Below are 16,091 nucleotides of genomic sequence, written 5' to 3'. Positions count from 1 at the left end.
ATGATCAATGTGACCTTGAAAAACGGACAGAGCGCGAATGAAATCGCGCAATGGATTGCGGGCAAACTTGGCGAGGCTTTGACGCGCACCAAGAGCGAGATTGCGATCAGCGTGCCCGGCGGCTCCACCCCTTTTCCGATATTTGAGGAGTTGGTGAAGGCCCCGCTCGATTGGTCGCGTGTGGCTGTGTGGCCGGGAGATGACCGGATTGTGCCGGAAGATCACGACGCGTCCAACACGGGCAAAATCCGCGCGATATTCGAGCCTGCGGGAGCGCGCGTTGTGACGCTCGGCGAGGATGCTAGCCCCCCGCGTTTCACGCTGTGCTGGATGGGGATGGGCGGCGATGGGCATATCGCATCGCTCTTTCCCAACACCGATCCTCAGGTGGACGACCCGCAAATGGTGCGCCGGCTCACTCCCGATCCCCTTCCGCCAGAGGCTCCCTTTGACCGGATCACTCTAACGATCCCGGCACTGGTCAACAGCGATGCGTTGATGTTTGTGATCCGCGGCAATGACAAGCTGAGCGTGTTCAAGGCCGCTATGGCGGGAGAGCATGACCTGCCCATCGCGCGGATTTTGACTGCCGCTACGCAAGACGTGGTATGCTTCACCTGATTGAGAAATCTGCTGAGAGGGTCTTGCCAGCTCCGCTCCACCGGGCTCTTTTGCAGCTCGCTCACAAGGTCCGCCACCGTTGGCGCAAATGGCGCAAAACTCCCATTTCCGGGATCAGTGTGATTGTCACCAATCCGGCGGGCGAAGTGATGCTGCTGCGCCATTCCTATGGCCCCAAGGCGTGGGGGCTACCCGGTGGTGGCATGGCAGCTGGGGAAGATCCACACGATTGTGCGCGGCGTGAATTGGTGGAAGAAGTGAGGCTTGATACCGCGCAATTGAAGCCGCTCGGTGTTCTTAACGAGACGCTGTCAGGATCGCCGCACACCTCTCACGTGTTTACAGTTGAGGTGACCCAGCAACCCAAACCAGACGGGCGCGAAATCCTGGAAGCTCGGTTCTTTGCGCCCCATGCCTTGCCCGAATTGCTTACCCGCAATGTGCCCAAGCGCCTCGCCATGTGGGAGGCGTGGAAGGTTCAGAGCAAGGAAAGCTGAGCGCTGTCCTCGTTGGGGGGAGGCTCCTCGCCCCGGTCGAGATTGGAAAGCGTCAGCCCCATCAAGCGGATCGGCATGGGCAGGGGCAGCGCCTCTTCGAGCAATTCGCGGCCCAGACGCGCAAACTCAGCTTTGTCCCCAATCCAGTGGGTGACGGACTTCGCCCGGGTCATAATCTGAAAATTGTTGTATTTGACCTTCAGCGTGACTGTGCGCCCGCGCACGCGCCTTTCGCGCGAGCTGGCGCTTTCAATCCGTCCCCATACAATCTCGATGATGTTTTCAAGCGTTTCGCGAAGTGCCGACCCGCTTGAAATATCTTCGCTAAACGTCCGCTCACCACCGACGGATTTTCGCACCCGATGCGCGCGCACGGGGCGCAAATCGATCCCGCGAGCCGCGCGATAGAGATAATCGGCGAAGCTGCCGAAATGGCTTCGAAGAAAGGCGATGTCCTTGGTCGCAAGATCAGCGCCCGTCTCAATCCCCAATCGCTTCATCTTTTCCTCGGCCTTGGGCCCCACCCCGTGAAAGCGCCGAATCGGCAGACCAGCGACGAAATCTGCGCCTTCGCCGGGACGGATCACACACATCCCGTCGGGTTTGTTCTGATCGCTCGCAATTTTGGCGAGAAATTTGTTGTAAGAGACACCCGCGCTTGCGGTTAGCTTGGTCTTGGCGCGAATCTCCTGCCGGATCAGCCCCGCGATACGCGTTGCCGAACCAATCCCAAGCCTATCCTCGGTCACATCGAGATACGCCTCATCAAGGCTCAGCGGCTCCACAAGGGGCGTATGGTGCTCGAAAATCGCTCGGATCTGCCGGCTGGCCTCTTTGTACGCGTCAAAACGATGGCGCACAAAGATAAGGTCGGGGCAAAGCCGTTTGGCTGTGACAGAGGGCATAGCGCTCCTCACTCCGAATTTGCGCGCCTCATAACTTGCCGCTGCCACGACGCCGCGTCCGCCAGAGCCGCCCACGGCCACCGGCTTGCCGCGCAATTCTGGATTGTCACGCTGCTCAACGCTCGCAAAGAACGCGTCCATATCGACGTGGATGATCTTCCTCAGACCGCTTACCTCATCGGGCAGCTCTTCGCCGTCTTGTGCGTTTTCAGCCATCGGCTTCGAAATAGCTGCTTTGCGTCTGTGAAGAAAGCATGGCTGAATGCCTCAGGAACGAAGCGCCGGGAACCAAGGGATGGCCCACCCATTTTGTGCATATGCGAAATGAAGTGTGGCCAACGGGCGAAGCTGCGGGCAAAGAGCCAGATATGCATGGTTCTGCCTCTCCTTCCACCCAACCAAAGCGGCCCAAACGCGCGATCAATGCGATTGGTGAAACCGAGCTTATCTGGATGATGGCACTGCTGATGGCACTTCAAGCTTTTGGCATTGATGCGATTCTGCCTGCCTTGGACGATGTGGCAGCCTCGCTGTCCATTGAGGGCAATGACCGCCAGTTTATTGTGGGTGTATACCTTCTGACAGCTGGCATTGGCGCGCTTGTGCCCGGCGCGTTAGCGGATAGATTCGGGCGGCGACCGATCTTGATGGGATCGATTGCGGTCTACATCGCGCTTTCGCTTGCCAGTGCTGCAGTGACTTCGTTTGAAGCGCTTGTCGCTGTTCGAGCCGCGCAAGGCTTCTTCGGCGCTGGCATTGTCGCACTGCCTCCTGCAATCATCCGCGACCGGGTGGGCGGGGACAAGATGGCGCGCATGATGAGCCTTATCTTCGTCATCTTCCTTATGGTTCCGGCCATTGCGCCCAGCATTGGTGAGGTCATCTTGCTCTTCGCCGATTGGCGCGCGATTTTCTTGGCTATGGCAGTGCAGGGCGTAATTGTTGGCACCTGGGTTTATTTCCGCCTGCCGGAAAGTCTTACGCCAGAAAATCGACAGGAAATCCGCCCCGGCGTCATCGCTCGCAATATGGGCCGCGCATTGAGCCTCCCCAGCGTTGTGGGATACGTGTTTGGCGGCGGCATCGTTTTTGGCGCTCTGTTCGGCTTCATCAATTCCTCGCAGCAATTGATCAGCGAAGGGTTCGGTGCACCCGATCTCTTCCCGATTGTCTTTGGCGTGTGCGCGGGCTCCATGGCTCTGGCCAGTTGGTCCAATTCGCGCATCGTTGAACGCTTTGGCGCGCGCAGGGTAAGCCATACGGCTGTTTTCGCCTTTATCGCGGTCGCTTCGGTTCAGGTTTACTTCGCTTTCCAACCGGAAGAGAAATTGTGGCAATTCGTGCCGCTGATGGCGATCAATATGATGCTGTTGGGCTTCATCGGGTCAAACTTTGGCTCGATTGCGATGAACCCGTTCTTCTCAATCGCCGGGGCGGCAAGCAGTGTGCACGGCTTTGTGCGACTGACCCTTGCGGCGGTTTTAGGCGCGGCGGTTGGCTATGCCTATGATGGCACCGCGCAGCCGCTCGCGCTCTCGCTTTTGGGAGCGGGGCTGGTGTGTCTGGCGCTGGTTTTGTTCAGCGAGAAGGGCAAGCTGTTCGGACCGCCAGAACCAGAAAAGGGATATGGCGCAGAAGGCGATTGATCACCCGTCTGCTTTAAGCTTTCGCCAGGCAAGGTCTGCAAATTCGCACAAGAGCGGCCGCGTATCGCGCGGGTCGATAATGTCCTCGACGTTGAAAAGTTCGGCTGAACGGAAAGGCGAAGTGACCTTGTTGAGGCGCTCTTTGATCTTTTCAAGCTCTGCTTGCGGGTCATCGGCGGACGCGATTTCGGACTTGTAAGCCACTTCCAAACCGCCTGCGATGGGAAGGCTGCCCCAGTCACCCGACGGCCAGCAATAGCGATATTGATAAAGGTCCGCATTGCTCATTGCGCTTCCCGCAATGCCGTATGCGCGGCGCATGACGACACTGGCGAGCGGCACGGTCGCGCGGTAGATTGCGTTCATCGCTTGGACGCCATAGCGGATCGTCCCCGCCATCTCCGCCTCGCGCCCGATCATAAAGCCGGGGTTATCAACCAGGTGCACGATGGGCAGGCGGAACTGGTCGGCGAGTTTGACGAAGCGCTCGACCTTTTCGCTGGTTTTCGCCTCCCACGATCCGCCGAGATAGCTGGGATCGCTTGCCACCACGGCAACGGGCCAGCCATCGAGGCGGGCGAGCGCTGTGATCGCGGCGCGGCCCCAGTTTTTGCCGATCTCGAAGACAGTTTGTTGATCAAACACCGCCGTAAGGCAGCGCCTCATTGAATAAACCTTGTTGGATTCGCGCGGCACCAAATCCAACAAGGCCTCGTCGCGCCGGTCCACCGGATCGGTGCACTCAGAACGGTGAGCCAGCTGGCCCACGTGTTCGGGCATGAAGGAGAGGAAATAGCGCGCCCTCGCAAAGGCCTCCGCCTCGCTTGCGACCTCATCATCAACGACGCCGTTGCGGGTGTGAATGTCGACGCCGCCAAGCTCTTCCTTGGCCTGCTGGTGGTCCTCTGCGCTTTTGTAAGCCTCACCCAGACCATCGACCACGGCAGGACCTGCTGCGAACAATTGCGAAAGCCCGCGCACCATGATCGAATAGTGGCTAGCCGCGATCCGTGCTGCACCAAGGCCAGCGGTGGACCCGAGCGCCAGAGCCACCACAGGCACGGTGTCGAGGTTCTTGACCGTATCGCCCCATCCGGGAACCGCCGGGATATAGGTCGCGCCGATCTGTTCGAGCGTCTTGACGCTGCCGCCCCCGCCCGTGCCGTCGATCATCTTGATGATGGGGAGCTTTAGCTCATGCGCCATCTGCTCGGCCTGCACCATCTTGCGTTTGATTCCGGCATCCGCCGCGCCCCCGCGAATGGTGAAGTCATCTGCCGTGGCAACAACAGGGCGGCCGTTTACCGTCGCCTTGCCGAAAAGGAAGGGGGCAGGGGTTACGCCCTGAAGATCGCCGTTCTCGTCATAGTGGCCCTTGCCAGCAATCTTGCCGATTTCGCGGAAGGAACCGGGGTCGCAGATGGCGTCCAGCCGCGCGCGCGCATCCATCTTGCCGCGAGAATGCTGACGAGCGACTTTGTCCGCACCGCCCATTTCCTCGGCGAAAGCCTCACGTTGGCGCAGTTCTTCGAGTTCTTTTTCCCAGCTCACAGGTGTTCCCCCTCTCCTTTAAGGGGAGGGGGTTAGGGGGAGGGGGCGGCGTGCGCAATGCCTGAAATGGGCCCCTCCCCACTGCGACTAGGCAGCAAGCTGCCAAGTCTCGTTGCCCCTCCCCTAAAGGTGAGGGGGTTTCAGGAAAGTTCCTCCCCAAAATGGGGAGGGGGACCAAACGAAGTTTGGTGGAGGGGCAGGTGCGCAAACCGCCCCTCCGTCAGCGCTTCGCGCTGCCACCTCCCCGGATCGGGGAGGATCATGAGCCCTCATCCACTTTCGAAGGCTCCACCACACAAAGCACCGCTTCGACCTGCACTTGGCCCCCTTGAGACGCCTCAAGCCCCGTCACCGTCCCATCAAAGGGCGCGGTGAGCGCGTGCTCCATCTTCATCGCCTCCAAGACCATCAAGCGCTGCCCGGCGGTGACTTGGTCGCCTTCGGCCACGTCCACCGCGATCACCTTGCCCGGCATGGGCGCGAGGATCGCGCCGTCGGCTGCGGAGGCGGAGCCGCCCGCGTCTGCCCGCAAGCTGAATTCATGGGCTAAGCCGTCATCGAAAACAACAACGCCACCTTCCAGAACTTGAAAATCGACCCCAGCTTCCTCCCACCCGACGGGCAGTTCGACGGCGTGGTGCTGCGATTGATGATACAGGTTCACCGTATCTTGCTGACTAGAATTTGCTCGAAATCCCCTCGCCTTTCGCCAGACATCGGCATCCGAATCTAGTCTTGCCTCGCGGCGATAGCTCACGTCCCAACCGAAGGGCTTGTGATCGAGAAAAGCGGCTATAGTGAGGGCAGCCGCACCTTGGACAAGCTGATCTTCCCCAATGGCATCCGGCGGTAAGAGCCCATCCAAGTTTCTCTCAATAAAGCCAGTGTCGAGCTTCGCTTGCTGAAAGTCTTCGTGATCAAGGGCTCGCCAAAGAAATGCAGCATTTGTTTTGACCGGCCAGACCCAGCTATCTGCGCAAGCACCTGCCAGAAGCTCTACGGCCTCAGAGCGGTTGTCGGCGTGAGCAATGAGTTTAGCGATCATCGGATCATAGTGTGGAGACACATTACCGCCTGCTTCGATTGCAGAATCGACCCGCACACCGCGGCGCTCCAACTCGAAAACTTCGGCAGGGCCCGTGCTCGGCAAGAAGCCTTTTGCAGGGTCCTCGGCATAGAGCCGTGCTTCAATCGCCCAGCCGCTGATGGAGAGCTCTTCCTGTTTCAGCGGGATCGGCTCACCACTCGCGACGCGCAGTTGCCATTCTACCAAGTCCACACCAGTAATCTCTTCGGTCACGGGATGTTCGACCTGAAGCCTGGTGTTCATCTCCATGAAGAAAATGCGGTCAGCGCGCAGGCCCTCGCTGGCGTCGGCGATGAACTCGATTGTGCCTGCGCCCTCATAGTCCACCGCTTTGGCGGCGCGCACGGCGGCTTGGCAGATTTCCTCGCGCGTCGCCTCGTCCATACCCGGTGCGGGGGCCTCTTCGATCACCTTTTGGTGGCGGCGTTGGAGCGAACAGTCGCGCTCGAACAGGTGGACGACATTGCCGTGGCTGTCACCAAAGACCTGCACCTCGATATGGCGCGGAGAGGTGATCCACTTCTCGAGCAGCACCTCATCGTTGCCGAATGACGCCTTGGCCTCGCGTTGGCAACTCTCGAGGCTGGCGGCGAAGTCAGCAGGATCATCGACCTTGCGCATCCCCTTGCCGCCACCGCCTGCGACCGCCTTGATTAGCACGGGGTAGCCTATTTTCTCTGCTTCTGCAGAGAGGCGTTCGAGCGATTGGTCTTCGCCAAGATACCCCGGCGTGACCGGTACACCAGCGGCGATCATGCGCTCTTTGGCGGCATCCTTAAGGCCCATCGCCTCGATGCTTTCCGGCTTTGGCCCCACCCAGATCAGCCCCGCCTCAATCACGGCGCGCGCGAAGTCTGCGTTTTCCGAGAGGAACCCGTAACCGGGGTGGATCGCCTCTGCGCCCGTCTCCTTGGCAGCGGCGATGATCTTCTCACCGACAAGATAGCTCTCAGCCGCAGGCGAGGGGCCAATATGCACCGCCTCATCGGCTGAGCGCGTGTGCAGCGCCTTCGCATCGGCATCGGAATAGACCGCAACCGTCGCGATCCCCATCCGCTGCGCTGTGCGCATAATCCGGCAGGCAATCTCGCCCCGGTTGGCGATAAGGAGTTTTTTGATCATTTTTAGTCGTCTCTGACTTCTTCTGCGGGGAACCCCGGAACGCCGAGCCGTTCGCATTCACTCGGCCGTTCCATGGTGAAGCTGGTGTTGGCGACTTTCCAGCCATCTTGGGTTTTTACAAGGTTGAGCGAATTGATCCCGCAATGGGAAAGTTCGTAATTCACCCAAAAGGAATAGGGGCCCCAAACATGGGCCATATCGCCGTCGACAAGCACGCTGGTGACGTCCATCTCCTCGAAAAAGCGGCCATCACGCTTGGCCCAGTTTTCGAGGTGTTTTGCCACCGGCAGATGATCGACGCGCGGGTTTTGCGGGTCCATCCGGTTGTGGACGAAAATCATTGCCTCAGGGACCATATGATCGGCGAGCGCGCTCTTGTCGTCACTGCCCAATGCTTCGAAAAAAGCCCACACCGCTATGCGCACCTCGCCTGCGGGCGTGACGCGGTCCTCGGCCTTTGCGGGCATGACCGCAGACGCGACAAGCATGGCGAATGTCAGGAGTCCTCTCATGGGCGAGAGGACTAGCGCAACTTTATTACAATGGGAACAGGTCCCTTTCACCGTCATCCCGGACTTGATCCGGGATCCAGCTTCTTTAGCGATCGCGTCCGAAGGAAGCTGGACCCCCGCCTTCGCGAGGGTGACGCTGTAGCGTATTAAACTGGCCTGAAATCCTTGATGCCCCATGTGATCTCGCCGTCGGGATGCTTCTCGCGGTTGATCGCGGCGGAGAGGAAGGCGCGCGCGCCGTAGAGCGCCTTTTCCCAACGCGGCACATAGGTGCGGCTGTTCCATGCCTCGGTGCCCCGATCGCGCACCTTGCGGCCAATCGCGCCGTAGATGCGCGCAGCGGAAAGCACCGCCCAGCGGCTGCGGAAAGGAAGGCGTTCTGCTCCCACGCGCGCGGCGGCTTCATGTTTTTCGACGAGTGCCACAAGGCGCGCTGCCATTTCGGCAAGCTCTTTGCGGTGGTGGGGTTTGGTGTGTTGGCCGGGCTCAATATCCTGTTCGACCAGCCAGTTGATCGGGAGGTAACAGCGCCCTGCTGCGTCATCTTCGACAATATCGCGTGCGATGTTGGAAAGCTGGAAGGCCAGCCCTAAATCATTGGCGCGGTCCAATGTGTCCTGGTCCTTGGGGTCAACGCCCATGACCACCGCCATCATCACGCCAACGGCTCCAGCCACGTGATAGCAATAGCGCATCATATCGGCTTCGGTGCGCGGCCTCCAATCGTCGGCATCAAGCGCAAAACCTGCGATCACGTCCTCGGCCATTGCGGGAGTGAGGCCGCATTCTTCGGCCACGACGCCAAGGCAATCGAAGGCTGGATCGCCGGTGGGTTTGCCTTCGAAAGCAAGCGCGGTGAGGCGGCGGATATGGGCGAGCCTCGCGTCAAGGTCAGACTGGTCGCCCAGTTCGCCGCCGAGCACTTGGTTGTCTGCAATGTCATCGCACTGGCGGCACCAGGCGTAGAGCAGCCAGGCGCGCTCGCGGGTTTCGCTGTCGAACAATTGCGAGGCGGCTGAAAAGCTTTGCGAGCCGTGTTTGATTGTCGCCCTTGCGTGGGCGACGAGTTCTGCGCGTCTTTCGGGGGGCACCGGCATCAAACAGCCCACCCCGCTGCAACTAAATTCGCCTTGGGCTCATTAAGTTTCGCTCCCCTCCCGCAAGCGGGAGGGGTTGGGGGTGGGTTCTTCATCACAGATCATCCGCCTTCATCCGGAAAATCGGCGTGTGGGGCTCGTAAGCCTCCATCTTTTCGAGCAGATCCTCGATGGTTTCTGCGTGAACCATAATGTTCTGATGCGCAGGGCGGACAAAGCCGACTTCGGCCATTTTGGCATTGAATTTCAACAGGTCATCGTAAAAGCCAAAGGCATTGAGCACGCCCACAGGATCGGAGTGATAGCCAAGCTGCGCCCAGCTCATTGCCTCCCACAGCTCGTCCATCGTGCCGACCCCGCCCGGCAGCGTCACAAAGCCGTCGGACAGGTCGGTGAAGCACTGTTTGCGCTCATGCATCCCGGAAACGGTGTGAAGCTCGGTGCAGTCGTGGTTCGCCACTTCTGAATTGGCGAGCGCTTCGGGGATGATCCCGATCACTTCGCCAGCTGCATCCAGTGCGCCCGCCGCGACCGCGCCCATCAGCCCCAAACGCCCCCCGCCATAAACCGTGCCAATGCCGCGCGTGGCAAGCGTTTTGCCCACTTCATAGGCGAGCTCCATAAAGCGTGGGTCTTCGGGCGTTGCCGAACCGCAATAGACAGCGAGGCGTTTCATTCGAGGGACTTCTTCCGGTTCTGGATCGCGGACCTGATCGGTCCATTCACGGTGCGCTGCGCCGTACTTTGCATAATTCGCTCTCGCAACCCTGATGCTAAGGCCTTTGTTTGCGCCGCTTGGAAAATCGACATTGGCATTCTCGCCCAAATCGTCTTCCCACCAGCAGACCCGGCAGATGTGATAATCGCCGCGCATTTCCGCTGTCAGCGTCAAACTGGCGCATATCGGACAGGGCGCAGGGGTGTAGTTTTTCTTCTTGCGCTTCTTCTTCTTGAGGCGCGGGTCTTTGAAAAGCGGCCCGCTCACGCTCAGGCCTTGATCGCCAGGTCTTCGAGCATCAGCCCTGCGGTTGCCTTCGCGCTTCCGACAACGCCGGGGATACCAGCACCCGGATGCGTGCCTGCGCCCACGAGATAGAAGTTGTCGATCACATCATCGCGGTTGTGGCCGCGCATATACGCCGATTGCCACAGCACGGGCTCAAGGCTGAAGGCGCTGCCCATGTGGGCGTTGAGATCGCTCTGGAAATCCTTGGGTGCGTAGGAGAATTTGGTGACGATCCGGTCGTGGATGTCGGGGATCAGACGCCGGCCGACTTCATCGAGGATTGCTTTCTCAAACTTGGGCCCTTCCACGTCCCAATCGATCGGCATCTTGCCCATGTGAGCCACAGGCACGAGCGCGTAGAAGGTGCTCATGCCTTTGGGAGCCATGCTTGGGTCAGTCACGGTCGGGTGGTGGAGGTAGATCGAGAAATCCTGCGGCAGAACGCCGTGCTTGTAGATGTCATCGACAAGGCCGTGATAGCGCGGGCCGAACAGGATCATGTGATGGGCAATGCCGGGCCATGTGCCCTCAAGGCCAAAGTGCACGACAAAGAGCGAGGGCGAATAGCTTTTGCGCGAGAGGGACTTTGCGTACTTCTTGCCCCGGTCAGATTGCCCAAGCAAGTCCTTGTAAGAGTGCATAATGTCAGCGTTCGAGCACACCGCGTCAAAGCGCTGTTTCCACCCGCTCTTGGTTTCAACTTCGGTTGCCTTGGTCCCTTGTGTGTGCACCTGAACCACCGGATCGCCCACGCGCATGGTGCCACCGAGGCGTTCAAAATGGCGCACCATGCCTGCGATCAAACGGTTCGTGCCGCCTCTTGCCCACCACACGCCGCCGTCTTTCTCAAGCTTGTGAATGAGGGCGTAAATGGCGCTAGTTTTCATCGGCGAGCCGCCAACGAGCAGCGTGTGGAAGCTGAAGGCTTCGCGAAGGCGCTCGTCCTTGATGTAGCTTGATACCATGTCGTAAACGCTGCGCCACGCCTTCTCTTTGACGAGAGCAGGGGCAGCTTTCAGCATGGATTTAAAATCGAGGAAGGGGACGGTGCCGAGCTTCAAATAGCCCTCTTCGTGCACGCGCGCTGAATATTCGAGGAAGCGCTGATAGCCGATCACATCGTCGGGGTTGAGCTTGGCAATTTCGGCGTTCAATTCCTCGTCATTGTTCGAATAATCGAAGTTCGTGCCATCGGGCCAGTTGAGGCGGTAGAAGGGGTGGACCTTCATCAGCTCAACGTCCTCGGAAATGTCGTGGCCGGTCAGCTCCCACAGTTCCTTAAGGCAAGGCGGGTCAGTGATCACCGTGGGACCAGCGTCAAAGGTGAAGCCGTCTTTTTCCCAGAAATACGCGCGCCCGCCCGGCTTATCGCGCGCTTCCACGACGGTTGTCTGAATACCGTGCGATTGGAGGCGCAGTGCCAATGCCATGCCGCCGAAGCCTGAGCCGATCACGCAGGCGGTGCGCCCTTTGTATTTTTCAGCGATCACCGGATTGATGCCGCGCTCCCCGCTTTGTGGCGGTGAAAAATCAAGAGTGGGATCGGCGTTCATGCCTGTGTTTCCTTTTGCAATTCGTTTGCCTGCGCGGCCTCGCTGACGCCTCGATCAGACTTCTTGGACCTTAGCGCCGGACCCGATTTGAACATAGCCGCAATGGCAGAGTGTATAGCTACGGGGGGCTCACCCCACAGGACGCGGACCTTATCAAAGGCGTTTGATCGGGCCGCATAAAACCGCTCGATCAAGCCTTCGCGAAGACCGTAGAAACGCTGGAACACCTTGACGCGCTTCTCCGGCTTGGCTGCGAAGAACAGGAAACGAGCGAGCAGGCGGTAGTATCCCGTCTTTTTCCAATGAGCCTTTGCGCGCGCATCAAAAAAGGCGGCAAGCTGTTCACCTGAAAGGTCAGCGTGCTCTGCAATCGCCAGCGCATTCTCCACCGCAACGCACATGGTGTAGCTGGTGAGCGGATGGGTAAAACCGCCGCGTGCACCAGCGATGGCAACACCGGGAATGCGCACTTCGTCCTGATAGGCGGCAAAGTCGCCTCCGGTGAGGACCGGCAAAACGCCCGCTTCGTGGTGGACGGGAAGCCCATCTTGCCATCCGTTTGCGCGCGCATACTGGTCAATGCGCCCGGACAATGCGCTCCGGTCAAGCAAGGGATCATCGGCGTAGTAAGTGTCTTCGATAAAGACATCATGCACGCCCAAAGGCAGGACATAGACAAACCGGTAAGAGCTGCCATTGCCATGCGGGGCAAGCTGATCCACGGTTGCGTCCATGATGACGGGGCGTTCAACCCCGTGGGGTTTGTCGAGGCGCATATGGCGGCCAAGGAACACCTGCCAGCCGCCTTTCAAATGCTTGCTGGGCGTAAAGCTGCGGCAATCGATTACGCTGCGGGCATTGATCCGTTCAGCGGGCTGGTATTTGCTCGCGGCCAGATCGACGCCGCGCGAGTCCAGACTGACCGCTTTGCGTCCCAATATCACCGAACCTTCGGGAAGTTCTCGCACGATCCCTTCGTGGAAATCGGGCGAGGCAAGCGATCTGTAGGATGTTTTCAGATTGCGGCGATATTTGGGAAAGCGGACCTCATAGCCATTGTCCCATTCGGTCTGGCGAAACCCTTCGAGAAGCTTGTGCCCTGCCTCATCCAGATCGCTGTCGAACCAGCTCCAGCGGTGGTTGCCGCCAATGGTGCGACCCGCTTCGATCAGGCGGATGCGAAATTCGGGCCGCGCACGTTGAAGCGCAAGCGCAATCAATCCGCCAGCAAGGCCGCCGCCAACAATTACGCAATCCACTTGTGAGTCGGTCATCTGTGTCAATGCCCTAGGCGAGGGGAAGTGTCTGGGCAATGTTACACTGCCGTGGAGCGACAGGAAACTTGCGTCTTTTGCGCCGTTGATTCAGAAAGTTGCGCATGGGACTTTTGAAACCGAACAAGACCACCATCCTCGTCTCAATTGCAATCGCCGCTGTGGCGGTGGGTATTTTGCTTGCCATGGGGCGTCCGCCGATTTGCGAGTGCGGCTATGTGAAGCTCTGGCATGGCAACATCAATTCCATGGGCAATTCCCAGCATATCGCCGATTGGTATACGCCCAGCCACATCATCCACGGCCCAATTTTCTATGCGCTGGTCTGGTTGCTTTTTGCCAAATGGAAGCTTGGCGGCGAGGGGGCGGTCAAATGGGGCCTGCCGCTCGCGGTGTTACTGGAGGCAGCTTGGGAAGTGCTCGAAAACACCCAAATGGTGATCGACCGTTTCCGCTCAGTCACCGCGAACTGGGGGTATTCGGGCGACAGTGTGCTCAATTCTTTCGCCGACATCGGCTGGATGGCGTTTGGTTTTTACCTCGCCATGCGATTGCCGGTCAAAGTGACAATTGTGGGGGCAATCATACTGGAGGCGCTGGCTGCATGGGTGGTGCGTGATGGCCTTACGCTTACCGTCATTATGCTGTTGTTCCCGATTGACGCGATTGCCGATTGGCAGGCAGCAGGGGCAGGCGGCGCGTAATTCACATGACCGCATTCTTGCCAGAAGCCGCGCCAAGTTCCATCACGGGTAAGACATCAAAACCAAGAGAGGTTTATCTCCATGAGCACGCTTAATTTCTCGCGCAGGCTTATCGCATCTTTAGGCGGGGCACTGGCTCTTTTCGCATCGCCCGTAATGGCCCAGATGACCGTGATCGAGGCAGGAAGCGTTATTGTGGACGCTGATAGCGATCCCACCGGGCCAGCCGTGATCGTCATCAAGGACGGCAAGATTGTCGAGATCGTCGAAGCCGGGGCCAGCGATGTCGTGATCGGTGACAATGACACGCTCATCGATCTTTCAGACAAAACCGTGCTTCCCGGCCTCATTGATCTGCACACGCACCTGTCTGGCGACCCGTCGGGTGAATTCTGGCGCGCGGCGACCACTGCGCCTGAATATTACACTCTGATCGCAGCCAAGAACGCGCGGCTCACGGCGCTTGCGGGCTTTACGACGGTCCGCGACCTTGGCAGCCGAACCGATCAGGTCATGCAATCGCTGCGCCGCGCGACTGAGGAGGGGATTGTGCCGGGACCGCGCGTCATCACCGCAGGGCGCACGATTTCGATCATTGGCGGGCATGGCGATGTGAACGGCTTTACGCGTCACGTCGATGAGGTCTTGACCTCCGGCTTTACCTGCACGGGGCCGATCGAATGTTCCGAGAAAGTGCGCCAAGCGTCCAAATATGGCGCTGACCTGATCAAGATCACCGCAACCGGCGGCGTGCTGTCACAGCAGGGCAGGGGCCTTGAAGAGCATTTCACCTCTGCTGAAATGGAAGCTATTGTCGACACCGCCAAGCTGCTTGGCCTCAACGTTGCCGCTCATGCGCATGGTGCGCGCGGGGTTGAAGCGGCAGCCAAAGCAGGCGTGCATACAATCGAACACGGCACCTATCTTGATGAAGCATCAGCAAAGGCCATGCGGGATAACAATGTTACCCTCATCCCCACGCTCATGGCGTTTCAGGGCGTCACGAGCAAGCTGGGTCAGGATTTCTACACTCCGGTGGTTGAAGAAAAGATCGAGGCGGTTGCCACTTACGCTGAAAGCCTAATTGGCCGCGCCCGCGAATTGAATGTGCCGATTGCCTTCGGCACCGATGCGGGCGTGTTCCCTCACGGGCAGAATGCGGGCGAATTTGGCCTGCTGGTAAAGGGCGGCCTTAGCAATCGCGAAGCTCTGGCAAGCGCGACCAGTGTCGCTGCCAATGTCCTTGGTATGGGCGATCAGATCGGCCAGCTAAAGCCGGGTTATTCGGCGGATATTATCGCGGTTGATGGCAATCCTTTGGAGGATGTCACTATCCTCGAAGAGGTGGATTTCGTGATGGTCCGTGGGCGCGTGATTGAATAGGGCTGCTATTCCAGCGAAGCGTTGAGCCCTTCGACACCGCGTGCAAAGCCTTCTTTGAAGTCTTGGACAATAGTGCCAACACCGCGCTGGTCCTCAACAAGACCAAGGCCTTGCCCCACCCAATAGCTTGAAAGCGCCTGAGCCTGGGCATTGCCGGATACCGCCGCTTGATCGAGCGCGCGCAGCACGGGTTCGGCAAGCAGGCTCATCAATGGCATGGGGAGGGCAGGCAGACCCGCTTGTTCCCAGCGATCATGCCATTCGCTTTTAAGCTGGCGGGAAAATTTTCCGGTGCGGTACTTTGAACGGATCGTATCGCGCGAGCCCGCCGCCACCATTTTCTCGCGGAAGACCGGCGTTGTCTCTGCTTCGGGCGAGGCGAGCCAAACGCTGCCGCACCATGCACCAGCCGCACCCATGGCCATCATACCAGCCATTTGTTCGCCCGTCATGATTCCGCCCGCGGCCAGCACTGGAATGTCTGCGCCCGCCTGCTTGATGGCGCGCACGACTTCCGGGATCAGGACCACGGTCGAAACATCACCGCAATGCCCGCCACCTTCGCCGCCTTGCGCAACGATGATGTCTACGCCTGCATCGACTTGCTTTAATGCGTGTTCTTTCGCACCTACGAGTGCCGCCACGGGAATCCCGTGCTTCTTGCCAGCTTGGATCATTTCAGGCGGCGCTGTACCAAGCGCATTGGCAATCAGGCGAACGGGGTGATTAAAGCTGACTTCCAAGAGCTCCTGCCCCAACGAAGTGTTAGGGGCTTGGCTGCCACCCTGCGGTGCGCCTGCCTCATCGCTGATCCCGGCATCGCGCAAAAGTTGCCTTGTAAAGTCGCGATACTGGCTTGGGATTTGGGCGACGATTTCATCCGCGCTGACCGAATGATCAACCGCCTGCACTTCCGGGATGAGAACATCGACACCGTAAGGCATACCGTCCACGTGATCGTCGATCCATTGCAGCTCGTGCTCCAACTGCTCTGGCGTGTAAGACACCGCTCCCAACACCCCAAAGCCCCCGGCGCGGCTGGCTGCGACCACCACATCGCGGCAATGGCTAAAGGCGAACAATGGAAATTCGCATCCCACCATCTCGGTCATTTTAAAGGGCATATTTGTCTC

14 protein-coding genes and 1 pseudogene are annotated in these 16,091 nt (G+C 59.1%); 5 read left to right on the top strand and 10 right to left on the bottom strand.

Translation table 11 applies throughout. From position 1 onward, the window contains the following. The gene (locus tag INR77_RS13630) at positions 1–621 is read left to right on the top strand and encodes a 6-phosphogluconolactonase (RefSeq protein ID WP_223071561.1); all 621 of its coding nucleotides are present in this window, start codon (positions 1–3) and stop codon (positions 619–621) included. Further along, positions 609–1,118, top strand: a complete 510-nt coding sequence (locus INR77_RS13625) for an NUDIX domain-containing protein (RefSeq protein ID WP_223071560.1) — start codon at positions 609–611, stop codon at positions 1,116–1,118. The genes INR77_RS13630 and INR77_RS13625 overlap by 13 nt, the downstream gene beginning before the upstream one ends. Here INR77_RS13625 and dinB read toward each other — a convergent pair. Then, entirely contained in the window at positions 1,100–2,239 is a 1,140-nt protein-coding gene (gene dinB, locus INR77_RS13620; RefSeq protein ID WP_223071559.1) for a DNA polymerase IV, read from the bottom strand. The two genes, INR77_RS13625 and dinB, sit on opposite strands and share 19 nt — an antisense overlap. A 152-nt stretch (positions 2,240–2,391) precedes the next feature. Here dinB and INR77_RS13615 point away from each other — a divergent pair, with 152 nt between their 5' ends. Continuing rightward, the gene (locus INR77_RS13615; RefSeq protein WP_255574024.1) at positions 2,392–3,669 is read left to right on the top strand and encodes a multidrug effflux MFS transporter; all 1,278 of its coding nucleotides are present in this window, start codon (positions 2,392–2,394) and stop codon (positions 3,667–3,669) included. Here INR77_RS13615 and INR77_RS13610 read toward each other — a convergent pair whose 3' ends face one another. The 8 genes and pseudogenes from INR77_RS13610 to crtY all read right to left on the bottom strand — a co-directional run bounded on the left by INR77_RS13610 (position 3,670) and on the right by crtY (position 12,871). Further along, positions 3,670–5,220 carry an acyl-CoA carboxylase subunit beta gene (locus INR77_RS13610; RefSeq protein ID WP_223071558.1) on the bottom strand — a complete coding sequence of 517 codons (1,551 nt, stop codon included), beginning with the start codon at positions 5,218–5,220 and terminating at the stop codon, positions 3,670–3,672. Positions 5,221–5,479: 259 nt separating this feature from the next. Beyond that, on the bottom strand, positions 5,480–7,429 hold the full coding sequence (locus INR77_RS13605; protein ID WP_223071557.1) for an acetyl/propionyl/methylcrotonyl-CoA carboxylase subunit alpha: 1,950 nt from the start codon (positions 7,427–7,429) through the stop codon (positions 5,480–5,482). Positions 7,430–7,431: 2 nt separating this feature from the next. Further along, positions 7,432–7,941 carry a hypothetical protein gene (locus INR77_RS13600; RefSeq protein ID WP_223071556.1) on the bottom strand — a complete coding sequence of 170 codons (510 nt, stop codon included), beginning with the start codon at positions 7,939–7,941 and terminating at the stop codon, positions 7,432–7,434. A gap of 146 nt (positions 7,942–8,087) precedes the next feature. Next, the gene (locus INR77_RS13595; protein ID WP_223071555.1) at positions 8,088–9,038 is read right to left on the bottom strand and encodes a phytoene/squalene synthase family protein; all 951 of its coding nucleotides are present in this window, start codon (positions 9,036–9,038) and stop codon (positions 8,088–8,090) included. Between the two features lie 94 nt (positions 9,039–9,132). Then, the gene (locus INR77_RS13590) at positions 9,133–9,714 is read right to left on the bottom strand and encodes a TIGR00730 family Rossman fold protein (protein WP_255574023.1); all 582 of its coding nucleotides are present in this window, start codon (positions 9,712–9,714) and stop codon (positions 9,133–9,135) included. A gap of 21 nt (positions 9,715–9,735) precedes the next feature. Next, positions 9,736–10,023: pseudogene (locus INR77_RS15935) on the bottom strand (CPCC family cysteine-rich protein); the annotation flags it as partial. Positions 10,024–10,025: 2 nt separating this feature from the next. Further along, positions 10,026–11,597 (bottom strand): phytoene desaturase, encoded by a 1,572-nt coding sequence (locus tag INR77_RS13585; RefSeq protein WP_223071553.1) that lies wholly within the window; start codon positions 11,595–11,597, stop codon positions 10,026–10,028. Beyond that, entirely contained in the window at positions 11,594–12,871 is a 1,278-nt protein-coding gene (crtY, locus tag INR77_RS13580) for a lycopene beta-cyclase CrtY (RefSeq protein WP_223071552.1), read from the bottom strand. Before crtY ends, INR77_RS13585 begins: the two co-directional genes overlap by 4 nt. A gap of 104 nt (positions 12,872–12,975) precedes the next feature. On the opposite strand from crtY, the gene INR77_RS13575 reads away from it, so the two are divergent. Both INR77_RS13575 and INR77_RS13570 read left to right on the top strand, forming a co-directional pair. Continuing rightward, the gene (locus tag INR77_RS13575) at positions 12,976–13,575 is read left to right on the top strand and encodes a DUF2585 family protein (protein ID WP_223071551.1); all 600 of its coding nucleotides are present in this window, start codon (positions 12,976–12,978) and stop codon (positions 13,573–13,575) included. An 81-nt stretch (positions 13,576–13,656) separates the two neighbouring features. Continuing rightward, positions 13,657–14,958 (top strand): amidohydrolase family protein, encoded by a 1,302-nt coding sequence (locus INR77_RS13570; protein ID WP_223071550.1) that lies wholly within the window; start codon positions 13,657–13,659, stop codon positions 14,956–14,958. A gap of 5 nt (positions 14,959–14,963) precedes the next feature. Here INR77_RS13570 and INR77_RS13565 read toward each other — a convergent pair whose 3' ends face one another. Then, positions 14,964–16,082: a nitronate monooxygenase family protein gene (locus INR77_RS13565; protein ID WP_223071549.1), complete on the bottom strand. Its 1,119-nt coding sequence runs from the start codon at positions 16,080–16,082 to the stop codon at positions 14,964–14,966. Positions 16,083–16,091 lie beyond the last annotated feature (9 nt).

The sequence above is a fragment of the Erythrobacter sp. SCSIO 43205 genome, assembly GCF_019904235.1.
Lineage (GTDB): Bacteria > Pseudomonadota > Alphaproteobacteria > Sphingomonadales > Sphingomonadaceae > Erythrobacter.
The sequence above is the reverse complement of the archived record's forward strand: the minus strand, read 5'-3'. Positions and strand labels throughout refer to the sequence as shown.

Coding starts and splice junctions, on each gene's coding strand:
- INR77_RS13630 (WP_223071561.1), top strand. CDS start 1: ATGATCAATGTGACCTTGAAAAACGGACAGAGCGCGAATGAAATCGCG.
- INR77_RS13625 (WP_223071560.1), top strand. CDS start 609: ATGCTTCACCTGATTGAGAAATCTGCTGAGAGGGTCTTGCCAGCTCCG.
- dinB (WP_223071559.1), bottom strand. CDS start 2,239: ATGGCTGAAAACGCACAAGACGGCGAAGAGCTGCCCGATGAGGTAAGC.
- INR77_RS13615 (WP_255574024.1), top strand. CDS start 2,392: ATGCATGGTTCTGCCTCTCCTTCCACCCAACCAAAGCGGCCCAAACGC.
- INR77_RS13605 (WP_223071557.1), bottom strand. CDS start 7,429: ATGATCAAAAAACTCCTTATCGCCAACCGGGGCGAGATTGCCTGCCGG.
- INR77_RS13600 (WP_223071556.1), bottom strand. CDS start 7,941: ATGAGAGGACTCCTGACATTCGCCATGCTTGTCGCGTCTGCGGTCATG.
- INR77_RS13595 (WP_223071555.1), bottom strand. CDS start 9,038: ATGCCGGTGCCCCCCGAAAGACGCGCAGAACTCGTCGCCCACGCAAGG.
- INR77_RS13590 (WP_255574023.1), bottom strand. CDS start 9,714: ATGAAACGCCTCGCTGTCTATTGCGGTTCGGCAACGCCCGAAGACCCA.
- INR77_RS13585 (WP_223071553.1), bottom strand. CDS start 11,597: ATGAACGCCGATCCCACTCTTGATTTTTCACCGCCACAAAGCGGGGAG.
- crtY (WP_223071552.1), bottom strand. CDS start 12,871: ATGACCGACTCACAAGTGGATTGCGTAATTGTTGGCGGCGGCCTTGCT.
- INR77_RS13575 (WP_223071551.1), top strand. CDS start 12,976: ATGGGACTTTTGAAACCGAACAAGACCACCATCCTCGTCTCAATTGCA.
- INR77_RS13570 (WP_223071550.1), top strand. CDS start 13,657: ATGAGCACGCTTAATTTCTCGCGCAGGCTTATCGCATCTTTAGGCGGG.
- INR77_RS13565 (WP_223071549.1), bottom strand. CDS start 16,082: ATGCCCTTTAAAATGACCGAGATGGTGGGATGCGAATTTCCATTGTTC.